The following is a 15,050-nucleotide window of genomic DNA, read 5'->3' on the forward strand; positions in this document are numbered from 1 at the left end:
AATCTCCATTGCCGAAAAGGAGTGGACTAGGGTCCCACTCCGATTCAGTTTATTTTTTCATCTTATTTCCTAACCACTAATTTCACGGTAGAGCCAGATGTATTTCTCTGCCGAAGCTGTCCAACTAAAATCACGCTTCATAGCTTGTTCAACCATGGCATGCCAGTCATCGGGACGATCATAGTAGGTTTGAAGGGCTAAATCATAGACTTGTCGCATATTGTAAGCGTCACGCCCTCCAAAGCTAAAACCAGTTCCTTCTTTGGTAGACATATTGTATGGTGCTACAGTATCAACCAAGCCACCTGTTTCACGCACTAGAGGGAGTGTTCCGTAATGCATTGAAATCAACTGGCTAATGCCGCATGGTTCAAACATAGAAGGCATGAGGAAGAGATCGCTTGCTGCATAAATTTGGTGGGCAAGTGGTTCATTGTAACCACGGTAGAATGCAAATTTATCAGGATAGGCGTGTTTAAAGTGATTAAAGGCATTTTCAATGTCTTCCTCACCATTGCCTAAGATAACAAATTGGACATGGGCTTGAAGAAGATGGCCAAGTACCTCGGTCAAGAGATAGAACCCTTTTTGCCATGTCAAGCGAGAGACGATACCTATCAATAGGACATTCTCATCTTGTGGAAGGGCAAATTGTGCTTGCAGGGCCAGTTTATTAGCCTTTTTACTTTCAATCGTTTCAAGACTATAATTTCTCACAAGGTACTGGTCTGTTTGACTATCCCAACTATCATAGTCGATACCATTGATAATGCCAACCAAGTCATATTTGCGCAACTCTAGTACATGTTGCATGTTTTCGCCGAATTCTTCCGTTAGGATTTCGCGAGCATAAGTTTCAGAAACTGTAGTAACCTTGTCAGCATATAGGATACCAAGCTTCATGAAGCTGATACATTCATCATGAAAACGTGCAATACCATCCAAATAGTAGCTATAGTCCATGCCAAGCGCTGACCAAAGCGCTTGTTTATGGAAAATTCCCTGAAAAGCCAAGTTATGAATAGTGAATACATGCTTGATATTACGGAATTCTTCGCGGTAGCTATAGAAAGTACGGCAAAGGAATGGAAGTGCAGCAGTGTGCCAGTCATGTGTGTGCATGACATCCGGGAAGAAATGAAGTGCTTCCAACAGACGACATGTAGCATGTTGGAAATAGCCAAAACGCATGGCATCATCGTCATATCCATATAGTTCATCGCGTTCAAAGAAATCGCGGTGCTCAATAAAATAGAATGTTACTCCATCAACAACCTGACTGTAAACATTTGCCATAGATTGGATGTCGCCAGCCCGCACATCAAAACTTGATACGTAATCGAAATCAGAGTGATTGTTTACTGCAATTTTTTTGTAGAGTGGTAGAACGACTCGGACATCTAAACCCTGTTTTACCAATTCTTTTGGCAAAGAGCCAATAACATCAGCCAATCCGCCAGTCTTGATGAACGGAAGCCCCTCGGATGCTACAAAGAGAACAGATTTTTTTGTCATGTTAGCTCCTAAATGATTTGGTGTGGTTTCAAGTATGAAGGCGAAGTTTCGCTTCCCTTGATGTCAATTGGGTGAATAATTTTAGTTGCTTTATCGATAATTGCATTTTCAATATTTGCCCCACTTTTGATTGTCACGCCATTGAGAATGATTGAGTTTTTGATAACAACGCCTTCTTCGATGATAACATCGCGGTCAATGACTGAATTTTCGACTTGACCATTGATGTTCGCTCCGTTTGAAATTAGGCTACGTTTGACCTCTGCCAATGGACCATACAAACATGGTGAGCTATCACTTGTTTGGGTATGGATTGGCCAATCATGTTTGAAGAGGAGTTTGCGGGTATCTTGGTCGATCAATTCAATTTGAGTATTGAAGTAGGAAGCAGTCGTATTGATACATGCGACATAATCACGATGTGCATAGCCCATAATCTTATACTGGTCAACTGTATCACGTAAAATATCTTTTAACCAGTAGAGAGATGACACCTTGTTAGCACGTTTAATCAAGTCGATAAATGTAGTCCGTTTCATAATGTAGGCTTCAAGGGAAACGGGACGGTTTTTATATTTACCATGGTTTTCCTCAAAAGCTACGACACGACGGTCTTCACCAAATTTGAGAGTTTGGCAGCCGATGAAATTTTCTTTAGCATCTGAAACGTTTTTATAAAGAACGGTAATATCAGCATCCGTTGCGATATGGTCATCCATGACTTTTGAAAAATCCTGGCTATAGATGAAGTAAGATGGAGCAACTAGCACATAATCTTTTGTAGAATTTTCGATGTAGTGGATGTTTTCTGTGAAGGCATTAATATCGTGACGATAGACACTATTTGGGTCTGTTGCGCTATTGAGCAAGCGAAGGGTACCGCGTTTGCTGTTGATATTATAGTGTTTCCCTGTACCAACGTGCTGAATTGTTGAACGCATTTCGGCAGGCATGTATACTTGGAATTCTGTAATTCCAGAGTTTGACATATTGGATAGAGCAAAGTCAATTAGGCGATAACGACCTAAGAAACCGAAAGCTTGTACGCCACGGTGCTTCATCACGTCACCAAAATGTACGTTGTTTCCTTCAATATTTACAATTCCGAGAGTATTTCTTAGCATAGCAGTCCTTTCTTACTTGGTTACATTCTTGTCGATTAAGAGGATATGGTCGATGTCTCCTGTGAGTTTAACTCCGTCAGCAATTTTAATATTTTCAGCGACGATGACGTAGTCAAGCTCAACACCTTCGCCGATAATAGCACCAGGTAGGATGACAGAATTTTTTACTACGGCATTTTGGTTGACTTGCACATCTGTTGAAATAACAGAATGTTCTACAGTACCATCGATGATTGCCCCTTTATCAATATAGGCAGATTTAACCGTTGCAGTTGCACCGATTACCTGAGCAGGTGAGCCCTTGTCTTCTGAATAGATTCTCCATGAGCGGTCAGAAAGGTCCAAATCTCCAGCGTGATCAATCAAGTCCATATTGGATTCCCAGAGGCTGTTAACGGTACCTACGTCTTTCCAATAACCACGGAATGGATGGGCAATGAGAGTGCGGCCATCTTCTAAGTATTTCGGAATGATGTCGTGCCCAAAATCGTGAGATGAAGTATCCAATTTGTCATCTTCTTGAAGGTACTTTTTCAAGGTCCTCCAAGTGAAGATATAGATACCCATTGATGCTAAATTGCTCTTAGGATTTTCTGGTTTTTCTTCAAATTCTTCAATACGGTAATCTTCGTCCGTATTCATAATACCAAAACGTGAAGCTTCTTTGATCGGAACTTCGATAACCGCAATCGTGGCATCTGCTTTTTTCTGAATATGTGTATCAAGGAGTTTGTCGTAGTTCATCTTATAGATGTGGTCACCAGACAAAATCAATACGTACTCTGGATCGTGAAGATCAATGAAATCAATGTTCTGTGTAATAGCGTCGGCTGTACCTTTGTAAAGTCCGAAACCTTCGATTTTTTCACTCGGTGGTAATACAAAGACGCCAGATCCTTGTACATCAAGCCCCCAACGTTGAGACTGTGCAACGTATGAGTTCAAGAGAACAGGCTCATACTGAGTCAAAACTCCGACAATATCAATACCTGAGTTGGCACAGTTACTGAGAGGAAAGTCAATAATGCGGTACTTTCCGCCAAATGCGACCGCTGGTTTGGCGACTTTTTTTGTCAACCCTTCTAGACGTGTTCCACGTCCACCAGCAAGAATCATAGCTAACATTTTATTTTGAGCCATCTAACCACTCCTTAATATATATGATACATGTATTATAGCATAGAGTATAAAAAAATGAAAGCGTTTCCTCAAAGAAAAGTGAATTATTTTCATTTTTCTTTTCAACGTCTTTCATAAATGTATCATAACATATTGTATTTTGTTTGTCTATATAAAATTGTATTTATTTTTGGTCAAATTTTACCTCTTCAAGTAGGTAATTGATGAATTTTTCTCCCATGTCGGACAGCAATGCCTTTTCGTGTTGAATATAGACCAATTCGATTTCATCATCAAATTCTAGAGGAATTGATACAATATTATCTCCGTTAAGATTTGAATTAAGGATACCTGTTGCGATTGTATAGCCATCTAGACCGATTAAGAGATTGAAGAGTGTGGCACGGTCAGATACGACAATCGATTTTTTATGGTGTTCCTGGGCTAGAATTTCTTCTGCAAAGTAGAAGGAGTTGTGAATACCTTGCTCGTAGCTGAGATAGGGGAAATCTACCAAATCATCGAGAGTGATTGACTTTCTTTGTGCCAAAGGATTGGTTTTGCTGACAAATACATGTGGTTTGGCAGTGAAGAGAGTTGTATAGGATAGTCGATTGTCATCCAAAAGTTTCAGCAGGACATCACGGTTGAAATGGTTGAGGAAAAGCACTCCGATTTCTGAGCGGAAATTCTTAACGTCATCAATGATTTCCCAGGTCCGTGTTTCACGTAGGAATAGTTCGTAATCCTCCATCTCAGTTTCTTTCAAAAGCGAGACAAAGGCGTTAACCACAAAGGCATAGTGTTGGGAAGATACGCTGAAGAGTTGGCGTTTTGCATTAGGATTTTTATAGCGATCTTCCAATAGTTCGGTCTGCTCAACAATTTGACGAGCGTAGGAAAGAAACTCCATGCCATCCTTTGTCAGGGTAATGCCCTTAGAATTACGGAAAAAGATTTTAATTTTCATTTCTTTTTCCAGGTCTCTTACAGCGTTGGAAAGGCTGGGTTGGGTAATGAAGAGTTGTTTGGCAGCCTCATTCATACTGCCTGTTTCTGCAATTTTGATAATATAGTATAATTGTTGGATTCTCATACCTCTATTGTAACATGATTTGACAAATTATTCTAAAAAATGTATAATGCTGAAAATATATCCTTTAACTGAGTCCAGAGAGGCGAAGAAGGGAACGTGATAAATAGGGCAAATACTGCCTTCTTTTCGTGTAACCTTGCTAGCCAGCAAGGTTTTTTCTCTATATCGACTTTCTTGTTTTCTGTGTCATTGTTATATAGAATAGGAGAAAAGATGATTTTAAAAGAACAGATGTTACTGGTGGACCAAGTCCAACTAGCACCACGAATTTTTGCTATGACCTTGCAGGGTGATATGGTCCAAGATATGAAAATGGGGCAATTTATCCATATTCGTGTGCCGGATGATTCCATGCTCTTGCGGAGACCGATTTCTATTTCCGAGATTGATCGGAATAAGTCTCAATGTCGGATTATTTACCGAGTGGAAGGTCAAGGGACGGAAGTCTTTTCGAAAATGACTGTTGGGCAGTATTTGGATGTTATGGGACCGCTTGGGAAAGGATTTGAAGTAGACTTTCTTAAAGCAGGTGACCGCATTCTCCTCATTGGCGGAGGAATCGGTGTTCCTCCCTTGGTGGAAGTGGCCAAACAGGCTGCGCTCCGTGGTGTCAATGTCACGTCAGTCATTGGCTTTGCCACCAAAGAAGTCGTCATTTTGGAAGAGGAATTAGCTAAGTATGGTCAAGTTTATGTCACAACGGATGATGGTTCCTATGGGCGTAAGGGGAATGTCGCAACGGTCGTTGAAGAGCTGACAAACGAGTTTGCAGCCATTTACTCATGTGGGGCGCCAGCTATGATGAACTATGTTGATCAACGCTTTCAGGAACATCCTCATGCCTACATTTCACTGGAGGCTAGGATGGCTTGCGGGATGGGGGCGTGCTATGCCTGTGTTGTCAAACCCAAAGAGGGACAAGAACACGAGAACAAGCGTGTCTGCAAGGAAGGTCCAGTCTTTGCAACTGGTAGTCTGATTTTATAGGAGGTTGAAATGACAAAACGATTAGCGATTTCCTTACCAGGCTTGGACTTGAAAAATCCCATCATTCCAGCCTCTGGTTGCTTCGGTTTTGGTCAGGAGTATGCAGATTATTATGACCTTAACCAGCTTGGATCCATTATGATTAAGGCGACTACCCGTCATCCTCGTTATGGCAATGCGACTCCCCGTGTAGCCGAGACACCAGCAGGTATGCTCAATGCCATTGGACTTCAAAATCCGGGTGTTGAGGCGGTCTTATCCGAAAAATTACCATGGTTAGAGAAACATTTCCCAGATTTGCCCATCATTGCCAATGTAGCTGGCTTTTCCAATGAGGAATATGCCTATGTATCAGGGAAAATTTCAAAGGCTCCAAACGTAAAAGCTATCGAGCTGAACATTTCCTGTCCCAATGTGGACCATGGCAACAATGGTTTGCTAATTGGTCAGGTACCAGAATTAGCCTATCAAGCAGTAAAAGCAGCAGTCGAAGCCTCATCTGTACCTGTTTACGTTAAGCTGACACCAAGTGTGGCAGACATAACCCTGTTGGCCAAGGCTGCTGAGGATGCTGGAGCGACTGGCTTGACGATGATAAATACCTTGGTTGGTATGCGATTCAATCTCAAAACTCGACAACCAATCTTGGCAAATGGTACAGGAGGAATGTCAGGTCCAGCAGTTTTTCCGGTTGCTCTCAAACTCATTCGTCAGGTTGCTCAGATGACTGATTTACCGATTATTGGTATGGGTGGTGTGGATACGGCGGACAAGGCTATAGAGATGATGGTTGCAGGAGCTTCAGCTGTAGGGGTAGGAACAGCCAACTTTACAGACCCATTTGCTTGTCCAAAGATTATTCAAGACTTGCCAAAACGCATGGAAGTTTATGGTATTGATAGTTTGGAAGGTTTACGCCGAGAAATTAGACATAGCTTGGGTAAGCGTTGACAAAGGTAAAATAAAAGAGTAATATAAAGAAAATATCTCCTTTAACTAAGTCCAGAGAGGCTAGGAAGGTGTCATGTAATATGCTTGAAAGGTGATTTTCAAGCTGAATTCGTGCACATCCCTGACCGATTTGGCAGGGATTTTTGTGTAAATGAAAGGATTTTATGAAAGAAACAAGACCAATTATTGCCCTTGACTTTGCAGGTAAAGAAGAAGTCCAGTCTTTTTTGGAACAGTTCCCACCAGATGAGAAACTCTATGTAAAGGTTGGAATGGAGTTGTATTATGCGGAGGGACCAGGTATTATCAATTATTTGAAAGGCTGCGGTCACAGTATTTTTCTAGATTTGAAACTGCATGATATTCCTAATACCGTCGAGTCTGCTATGAAAGTCTTGGCAAAACTCGGTGTGGATATGACCAACGTTCACGCTGCTGGTGGTGTTGAGATGATGCGGGCAGCACGAAGGGGATTGGGTGAGGATGCTGTTTTAATAGCGGTCACTCAGTTGACCTCTACCTCAGAGGAGCAGATGAGAACGGACCAGAATATACAGACTAGTTTGCAGGAAGCAGTTGTTCACTATGCTCAAAGAGCACAAGAAGCTGGTCTTGATGGGGTGGTTTGTTCAGCGCATGAGGTGGTTTTGATTAAAGATGCTACAAGTTCTGATTTTGTGTGCCTGACGCCAGGGATTCGTCCGACTGGTGGTGAAGTAGGTGATCAAAAACGAGTTATGACACCAGCAGATGCTACTCGAATCGGTAGTGATTACATTGTGGTAGGTCGCCCGATTACAAAATCAGAACATCCTTACCAGACCTATTTGTCTATTAAAGAGGAGTGGAATCGTGGATAAGATTTATCAGATTATAATCGATAGACCTCTCGGGTATATTGATAAATTTGGCAACCAGTATCCAATCAATTACGGCTATGTTCCAAATCTATTGGCTGGAGATGGTGAAGAGCAAGATGTTTACATCATTTCCAAAGCTGTTCGGCAGCCCTTGACAGCTTTCGAGGGGAAATTGGTCGCGATTATTCATCGCAGAGATGATGTTGAGGATAAGTGGGTTCTGACAGGCCTTGATGAAAAACTTACCGTGACAGAAATAAAAGAGAAAACCAATTTCATTGAACAGTATTTTGATTCATGGATTGAAATGGTGGACTAGGAGAAGTCTGTAGGAATTCAACGGGGATAAATATAGTTTTTTGTAGGGTTCATAGATTGAACCAATACTTTAGGAGTGACAGGCTATTCGGCGGGATGGTCATGTTGGAATGGTACGCATTTAGAAGGAGGTCTATTATGACACTAGCAACAGAAATCGCATCACACTTATTGGATATTAAGGCAGTTCATCTGCGTCCAGAAAAGCCATTTACATGGGCATCAGGTATCAAATCCCCTATCTATACAGATAATCGTATTACACTATCTTATCCTGAAACTCGAAATTTGATTGAAGATGGCTTTGTCCAACGCATTGAAGAAGAATTTCCTGAGGTTGAGGTGATTGCCGGAACTGCCACAGCAGGTATTCCTCATGGTGCTATCATTGCAGATCGGATGAATTTGCCATTTGCTTATATCCGTAGCAAACCCAAAGACCATGGTGCAGGGAATCAATTAGAGGGTCGCATCGTCAAGGGACAAAAAATGGTTGTCGTTGAAGACCTGATTTCTACTGGAGGATCTGTTCTAGATGCCGTAGCAGCAGCTGAGCGTGAAGGCGCTGACGTTATTGGTGTTGTGGCAATCTTTACCTATGAATTGCCAAAGGCAGATCGTAATTTTGATAATGCTGGCGTGAAGTTGGTGACGCTTAGCAATTATTCAGAGTTAATCAAGGTCGCAAAAGTACAGGGATATATCAATGCAGATGGTTTGAATCTGCTTAAAAAGTTCCGTCAAAATCAAGAAACTTGGCAAGAAGACTAGATTTAAAACGAGCTCACGCACGATTTCTGGGAACTTATCCTGTAAAATGGTATAATAGTCTCTAACGTATTTTGAGAATACAATAATTGACCGTATGAGGAGAAGAACATGATTTCAGTTATCGTGCCTTGTTTTAATGAAGAAGAGGCAATTCCCTATTTTTACGATGCTATGGAGAAAGTTCGTAAGGAGATGGGGGAACAATTTGAGTATATTTTTGTCAATGATGGTTCAAAGGATGGGACATTAACGGTTTTACGCCAATTGTCTGGTCAAGACCGAGCTGTTCGCTATCTTTCCTTTTCAAGGAATTTCGGGAAAGAAGCTGCTCTCTATGCAGGTCTACAAGCTGCGCAAGGTGAGCTAGTGACTGTTATGGATGTTGATTTACAAGATCCACCTGAAATGTTGATGGAAATGAAGGCTATGTTGGATGGAAATCCAGATTTAGATTGCGTTGGAACCCGTCGTGTCAGTCGTGATGGTGAACCACCGATTCGTAGCTTTTTTGCAAAATTATTCTACAAATTGATGAATAAAATCAGCCAGGTCGAGGTAGTAGACGGTGCCCGTGATTTCCGTCTCATGCGTCGTCACATGGTAGATGCCATTCTATCTGTGTCTGAATACAATCGCTTTTCAAAAGGAATTTTTGCTTGGGTAGGATTCGAAACAGAATACTTGCCATATGAAAATGTTGAGAGGGTCGCTGGCGAAACTAGTTGGTCCTTCTGGAAATTGCTTTCTTATTCTATTGAAGGAATCATCAATTTTTCAGATACACCTTTGAATATTGCCTCCTATACAGGTTTTTTCACCTTCCTGTTGTCGCTAGTTCTAATGGTTTTTGTGGTTCTCAAAACCTTGGTGTTCGGAGATCCTACAATTGGCTGGCCGTCGACTATTTGTATCATCCTATTTTTGGGAGGTCTGCAGTTGATGACCATTGGTATTCTCGGTAAATATTTGGCAAAAGTTTTCTTGGAAACGAAGAAACGTCCGATTTATATTGTTAAAGAGAAAAGTTCAAACTAGGAGCAGTTTATGGAACATTCAGCTTGGCACGAATTGATAAAGGCACAGTTGCCAGAGCATTATTTTGGTAAAATTAATCAGTTTTTAGATCATGTTTATGCTGTTGGAACCGTTTATCCGCCTCGTGAGAAGGTATTTGCTGCCATTCAAACAACGGATTTGGAAGAGGTTAAAGTAGTTATTTTGGGACAGGATCCCTATCACGGACCTGGTCAGGCACAGGGCTTGTCATTTTCTGTTCCGAACTCGGTACCAGCTCCGCCATCTCTTCAAAACATCTTAAAAGAATTGACGGATGATATTGGCGCCAAACAAGATCATGATTTGACAGCATGGGCGGAACAAGGTGTGCTTTTGCTCAATGCTTGTTTAACTGTGCCAGCAGGTCAGGCAAATGGACATGCAGGGCAAATCTGGGAGCCTTTTACGGACGCTGTTATTAAGGTGGTCAATAGCTTAGACCAGCCTGTTGTCTATATTCTTTGGGGTGCTTATGCTCGCAAGAAAAAAGCGTTGATAACCAACCCAAAACATCTGGTTATCGAATCTGCTCATCCAAGCCCTCTTTCAGCCTATCGAGGTTTCTTTGGAAGCAAGCCCTTCTCACAAGCAAATGCCTACTTGACTTCACAAGGCAGAACAGGAATTGATTGGCTGCGATAATAGATGGTAATGGCTTTGGTACTACAAAGGAGAATATGAATGTTATTAGTGAAAAATGGTCGAGTATTGGATCCGCAATCCGGTTTAGACAAGGTTTGCGACATCTTGATGGACGGAAGTAAGATTGTTAAGATCGCGGAGTCGATTTCAGAAGATGTTGAGCAAGAAGTGATTGATGCGACAGGATTAGTCGTTGCTCCTGGTTTGGTTGATGTTCATGTGCATTTTCGGGAGCCTGGTCAGACCCATAAAGAAGATATTCATACAGGAGCTCTTTCTGCAGCAGCGGGTGGTTTTACTTCTGTTGTCATGATGGCTAATACTAGTCCGACGATTTCAAATGTTGAAACCTTAAAAGAAGTATTGGATTCCGCTAAAAAAGAAGCTATTCACATTTATAGTGTGGCAACCATTACAGATCATTTCGATGGGCAAAACCTGACCGATTTTCCTGCTTTGCTAGAAGCTGGAGCGGTGGCCTTTTCGGACGACGGTATTCCTTTGACAAATGCTTGCGTGGTTAGAAAAGCTATGAAATTAGCCAAAGAGCAGGGCTGTCTCATCAGCCTGCATGAAGAAGACCCTGACCTGAATGGCGTTTTGGGACTCAACGAGCAAGTAGCTGAAAAACATTTTCATGTTTGTGGAGCAACAGGCGTAGCAGAATACAGCATGGTCGCTCGCGATGTCATGATTGCCTATGAAACGGGTGCGCGTGTTCATATCCAGCATCTATCCAAAGCCGAGTCGGTCAAGGTGGTTGAATTTGTTCAAGGTCTCGGAGCAAACGTCACGGCAGAAGTAGCACCCCAACATTTTTCACGAACTGAGGACTTACTTCTAACAAAAGGTGCCAATGCTAAGATGAACCCTCCACTACGATTAGAAAGTGATCGCTTGGCTGTGATTGATGGGTTGAAATCTGGTGTTATCTCTGTCATTGCGACGGACCATGCTCCTCATCACGCGGATGAAAAAAATGTAGAAGATCTCACAAAGGCCCCATCAGGAATGACAGGCTTGGAAACCTCGCTTTCGCTTGGCCTGACTCACTTGGTAGAAGAAGGGCATCTGACACTCGTGCAATTGCTGGAGAAAATGACAATTAATCCAGCCAAGCTCTATGGTCTTGATGCTGGCTATCTTGTTGAAAATGGCCCAGCTGATCTTGTTATTTTTGACCCAAATGCAAATCGGTTGGTCACAGCGGATTTTGCCTCGAAGTCTGCTAATTCTCCGTTTGTTGGTGATAGTCTGAAAGGACAGGTCCTTTACACCATTGCAAATGGACAAATAGTATTTGGTAAATAGGAAATGAGCGGATTAGATAGCTAATTCGCTTATTTCGAACCTTTTTGGCATGTGAGCGATTTTAAAGTTTTTGTTTTTTGTTAAAAAGTGTATAATAGAGATATAAAAAATGCCGAAGAAAGGTCTATTTATGAAAAAGAAAAAAATCTTGTTGCCTGTAATGTCCACACTCTTGTTGGCTCCATTTGTTTTAGCTCAACAAGTACAAGCTGCTGAGACAACGACTGCAGCTACCACAACCAATCAGCCAGCAACGACTGATGCAACTGCTACGGTACCAGCAACGTCAGTTGAAAACGTAGCAACGGAGGAAACTGTTGTCCCTGCTGCAGAAGAAACAGTAGAGGCAGTCATTATCCACACAAACGACGTTCACGGTCGCATTCTTGAAGAAAAGAATGTCATCGGTGACGCTAAGGCTGCGGCAGTCATTGAAGAAGAACGTGCCAAAGTAGAGAATACAATTGTAGTAGATGCTGGTGATGCCTTCCAAGGACTTCCAATTTCCAACTCTACAAAAGGTGAAGACCGCGCCAATATCATGAACCAAGTCGGCTATGATGCAATGGCTGTTGGTAACCATGAATTTGACTTTGGGATGGATCAAGCAATCAAGTACAAGGAAACTTTGAACTTCCCGCTATTGAGTGCTAACACTTACGTTAATGGCGCTCGTGTTTTTGAAGCTTCAACTATCGTCGATAAAACTCCAACTGTTGTAGGTGATGAATTTGTAGTTATCGGTGTAACAACACCTGAAACTGCAACAAAAACCCATCCGAAAAATGTTGAGGGAGTAACATTTACCGACCCAGTCACAGAAGTCAATAAAGTGATTGACGAAGTGGAAGCACGTGCTCTAGCAGATAATCGTGTTTACAAGAACTATATCATTCTAGCTCACCTAGGTGTCGATTCTACAACGCCTGTTGAATGGAGAGGCTCAACTCTTGCTGAAGCACTTTCTAAAAATAGTAAATTAGCTGGTAAACGTGTTATTGTTATCGACGGTCATTCCCACACGGTAGAAGCGACTACCTATGGAGATAATGTTACTTATAATCAAACAGGCTCTTACTTGAACAATATCGGTAAAGTAACCTTGAAATCCGATAAATTATTGGGTGAAGCTAGTTTGATTTCTGCCGCGGATACTAAAAATGTGACGCCAAATGCTAAAATCGCAGCCTTGGTTGATGAAATTAAAGCAAAATATGAAGCTGAAAATGCTCAAGTAGTTATTGAAAATAACCCAGTGGAATTAAACGGAGACCGCTCAAACGTGCGTGTTCGTGAAACCAACTTGGGGAATGCAGTGACAGATGCAATCTATGCCTATGGTCAAACAGGATTTTCAAACAAAACTAGCCTTGCTGTGACTAACGGTGGTGGTCTACGTGCAACAATTGCTAAAGATCAGCCTGTTACAAAAGGTGATATTATTGCAGTCTTGCCATTTGGTAACATTGTTTCTCAAATCACTGTGACTGGTCAACAAATTTATGATATGTTTACCAAGTCTTTATCATCTACATTGCAAGTGAATCCAGAAACTGGCGAGATGCTTTTAGATGAAAATGGTATGCCGCTCTTTGAAGCAAGTGGTGGATTCCTACACATTTCAGGAGCAAATGTATTCTACGATCCAACGCTTCCTGTAGAAGAACGTGTTCTTCTTATCGGTATTCTTAATCCAGAGACTGGCGAATATGACGCCTTGGATCTTGAAAAAACGTACTATTTAGCAACAAATGACTTCCTTGCTGCTGGTGGTGATGGCTACACAATGCTTGGCGGAGCACGTGAAGAAGGTCCTTCGATGGACAGCGTCTTTGCTGAATACCTAAAGACAGCTGACTTATCAGCTTATGAGGTTGTCAACCCATATTCACGTATCATTCCTGTAAATTCAAGCATTGATACGGATGAAGATGGCTACCCAGACTTTATCGAAATTTTATTGGATACTGATCCAGAAAATCCAGCCTCAAATCCAGAAACTGTTCCAGCTGAAAATACGGATTCACCATCTAATCAAGTACAAAATACTTCAGCAACGGACAAGAAGGTCCCAGTTGATTCTCCGAAAGTAGGAGATAAAAAACCAGAAGTAGCAAGTCCAGTAAAAACTACAAAAGCAGGAGTCTTGCCAAATACTGGTGATCAGATGAATCTGACGCTCAGCCTGTTTGGTTTAGGTCTTGCAGGACTGGCCATGGCAGTAGGTCGTAGAAAAGAAAATTAATCAATCATCTGAAAACAGGGTCTTCGGACTCTGTTTTTGACTGGAGGAAACATGCAAACTGTATTTCAATATCAAAAAGAGGGGGATCGTGAGCAGATTAGTTCTTATGTTCTGCTTAGCAACTCCCCACGTCGTAAACAATTATTGGGATTTTTACAACCACAAATCGCATCAGTTGAAGTGGATGAGCGTGGTATCGAGGAACATTTTATGAAACAATTCGCTACAGATGATTTTCTCACTCGAGCTGCAAAAACCTGTTGTGAAATTTCCAAAGCCAAATCGGACATGGATTTGGTAACTGGCCATCTCTACATTTCTGCGGATACAATCGTCGTGTCAGATGGGAAAATTTTTAACAAACCTCAAGATTTGACAGAAGCTGAAACCATGTTACGTTCCTATTTTGGAAAGAGCCATCACGTTGTAACATCTGTCTGCCTACGGACAAGTCACTCACTGGATGTTTTTTATACGGTTGCACAGATTGATTTTGTGGACTATTATCCAGCCTTGGAAGAAGCGATTCAGTCCTATATCCGTGAAAAGCAGCCGCTGGATAAGGCCGGTGCCTACGGTATTCAGGAGCTTGACCCACGCTTTGTAGCAGGTATTTCTGGGGATGTTCACACCATTATTGGTCTACCTGTAGCCGAAGTTTCCCGCAGGATTTTTGGGAGTGGGAAAAAAGAGTTCGTCAAACAAGTCTTTATTTCTAGTTGTTGAGCTGAAACAGTCTATTCCCAGACTGTTTCACTCCCACCCCCGCACAGCTCAAACTGTCTGGGAGACAGTTTGAGGTTGGAGATAGAGCGAACTTTGTTCGCAACAGTCGTAACGGTCAGATTTGGAGTGTGAAACGCGAATTGCTGAGATTTGCTTCGCAAATCTTATCTCCAACCTTTAACAGTCCACTGGACTGTTAAACCCAATCAACCACTGCGCTGAGATGTTGACACTAACCTTATTAAGTGATGCTATAATTTAGCTCAGCATTTTGAAAAATAGCAGAGCTTAATAGCTAGTTTGTGGTATAATAATGGTCGAAAAGGAGA

General features: G+C 41.8%; 14 protein-coding genes. 10 read left to right on the top strand and 4 right to left on the bottom strand.

All coding sequences use genetic code 11. From position 1 onward, the window contains the following. Positions 1-69 precede the first annotated feature (69 nt). The 4 genes from glgA to ODU41_RS04625 all read right to left on the bottom strand — a co-directional run bounded on the left by glgA (position 70) and on the right by ODU41_RS04625 (position 4,854). Positions 70-1,515 carry a glycogen synthase GlgA gene (glgA, locus tag ODU41_RS04610; RefSeq protein ID WP_044681675.1) on the bottom strand — a complete coding sequence of 482 codons (1,446 nt, stop codon included), beginning with the start codon at positions 1,513-1,515 and terminating at the stop codon, positions 70-72. Positions 1,516-1,523: 8 nt separating this feature from the next. Beyond that, a complete protein-coding gene (gene glgD / locus ODU41_RS04615; RefSeq protein WP_011922501.1) occupies positions 1,524-2,639 on the bottom strand; it encodes a glucose-1-phosphate adenylyltransferase subunit GlgD in 1,116 nt (371 codons plus the stop codon). Positions 2,640-2,651: 12 nt separating this feature from the next. Next, a complete protein-coding gene (locus ODU41_RS04620; RefSeq protein ID WP_024390031.1) occupies positions 2,652-3,779 on the bottom strand; it encodes a glucose-1-phosphate adenylyltransferase in 1,128 nt (375 codons plus the stop codon). 163 nt (positions 3,780-3,942) lie between these two features. Continuing rightward, positions 3,943-4,854 (bottom strand): LysR family transcriptional regulator, encoded by a 912-nt coding sequence (locus ODU41_RS04625; RefSeq protein WP_012775137.1) that lies wholly within the window; start codon positions 4,852-4,854, stop codon positions 3,943-3,945. 174 nt (positions 4,855-5,028) lie between these two features. Here ODU41_RS04625 and ODU41_RS04630 point away from each other — a divergent pair, with 174 nt between their 5' ends. The 10 genes from ODU41_RS04630 (at position 5,029) to ODU41_RS04675 (ending at position 14,721) form a co-directional block, all read left to right on the top strand. Next, a complete protein-coding gene (locus ODU41_RS04630; protein WP_212752470.1) occupies positions 5,029-5,841 on the top strand; it encodes a dihydroorotate dehydrogenase electron transfer subunit in 813 nt (270 codons plus the stop codon). A gap of 9 nt (positions 5,842-5,850) precedes the next feature. Then, a complete protein-coding gene (locus ODU41_RS04635; RefSeq protein ID WP_170239698.1) occupies positions 5,851-6,792 on the top strand; it encodes a dihydroorotate dehydrogenase in 942 nt (313 codons plus the stop codon). Between the two features lie 164 nt (positions 6,793-6,956). Beyond that, on the top strand, positions 6,957-7,652 hold the full coding sequence (gene pyrF / locus ODU41_RS04640) for an orotidine-5'-phosphate decarboxylase (protein WP_398578702.1): 696 nt from the start codon (positions 6,957-6,959) through the stop codon (positions 7,650-7,652). Continuing rightward, positions 7,645-7,971, top strand: coding sequence for an inorganic diphosphatase (locus ODU41_RS04645; RefSeq protein ID WP_015646807.1), 327 nt, complete (start codon positions 7,645-7,647; stop codon positions 7,969-7,971). Before pyrF ends, ODU41_RS04645 begins: the two co-directional genes overlap by 8 nt. A 137-nt stretch (positions 7,972-8,108) precedes the next feature. Next, entirely contained in the window at positions 8,109-8,741 is a 633-nt protein-coding gene (gene pyrE / locus ODU41_RS04650) for an orotate phosphoribosyltransferase (RefSeq protein WP_014637891.1), read from the top strand. Between the two features lie 108 nt (positions 8,742-8,849). Continuing rightward, positions 8,850-9,776: a glycosyltransferase family 2 protein gene (locus ODU41_RS04655; RefSeq protein ID WP_398578703.1), complete on the top strand. Its 927-nt coding sequence runs from the start codon at positions 8,850-8,852 to the stop codon at positions 9,774-9,776. A 9-nt stretch (positions 9,777-9,785) separates the two neighbouring features. After that, the gene (locus ODU41_RS04660) at positions 9,786-10,439 is read left to right on the top strand and encodes a uracil-DNA glycosylase (protein WP_044677273.1); all 654 of its coding nucleotides are present in this window, start codon (positions 9,786-9,788) and stop codon (positions 10,437-10,439) included. Positions 10,440-10,478: 39 nt separating this feature from the next. Then, on the top strand, positions 10,479-11,750 hold the full coding sequence (locus ODU41_RS04665) for a dihydroorotase (RefSeq protein ID WP_074391059.1): 1,272 nt from the start codon (positions 10,479-10,481) through the stop codon (positions 11,748-11,750). A 130-nt stretch (positions 11,751-11,880) separates the two neighbouring features. Beyond that, complete coding sequence (nt5e, locus tag ODU41_RS04670; protein WP_032532402.1) at positions 11,881-13,995, top strand: cell surface ecto-5'-nucleotidase Nt5e; 2,115 nt, start codon at positions 11,881-11,883, stop codon at positions 13,993-13,995. Positions 13,996-14,046: 51 nt separating this feature from the next. Continuing rightward, positions 14,047-14,721 carry a nucleoside triphosphate pyrophosphatase gene (locus tag ODU41_RS04675; protein WP_074391058.1) on the top strand — a complete coding sequence of 225 codons (675 nt, stop codon included), beginning with the start codon at positions 14,047-14,049 and terminating at the stop codon, positions 14,719-14,721. The last annotated feature ends 329 nt before the right edge of the window (positions 14,722-15,050 follow it).

Origin of the sequence: Streptococcus sp. 2022WUSS083, from assembly GCF_044427155.1 — a bacterium.
GTDB lineage: Bacteria > Bacillota > Bacilli > Lactobacillales > Streptococcaceae > Streptococcus > Streptococcus hashimotonensis.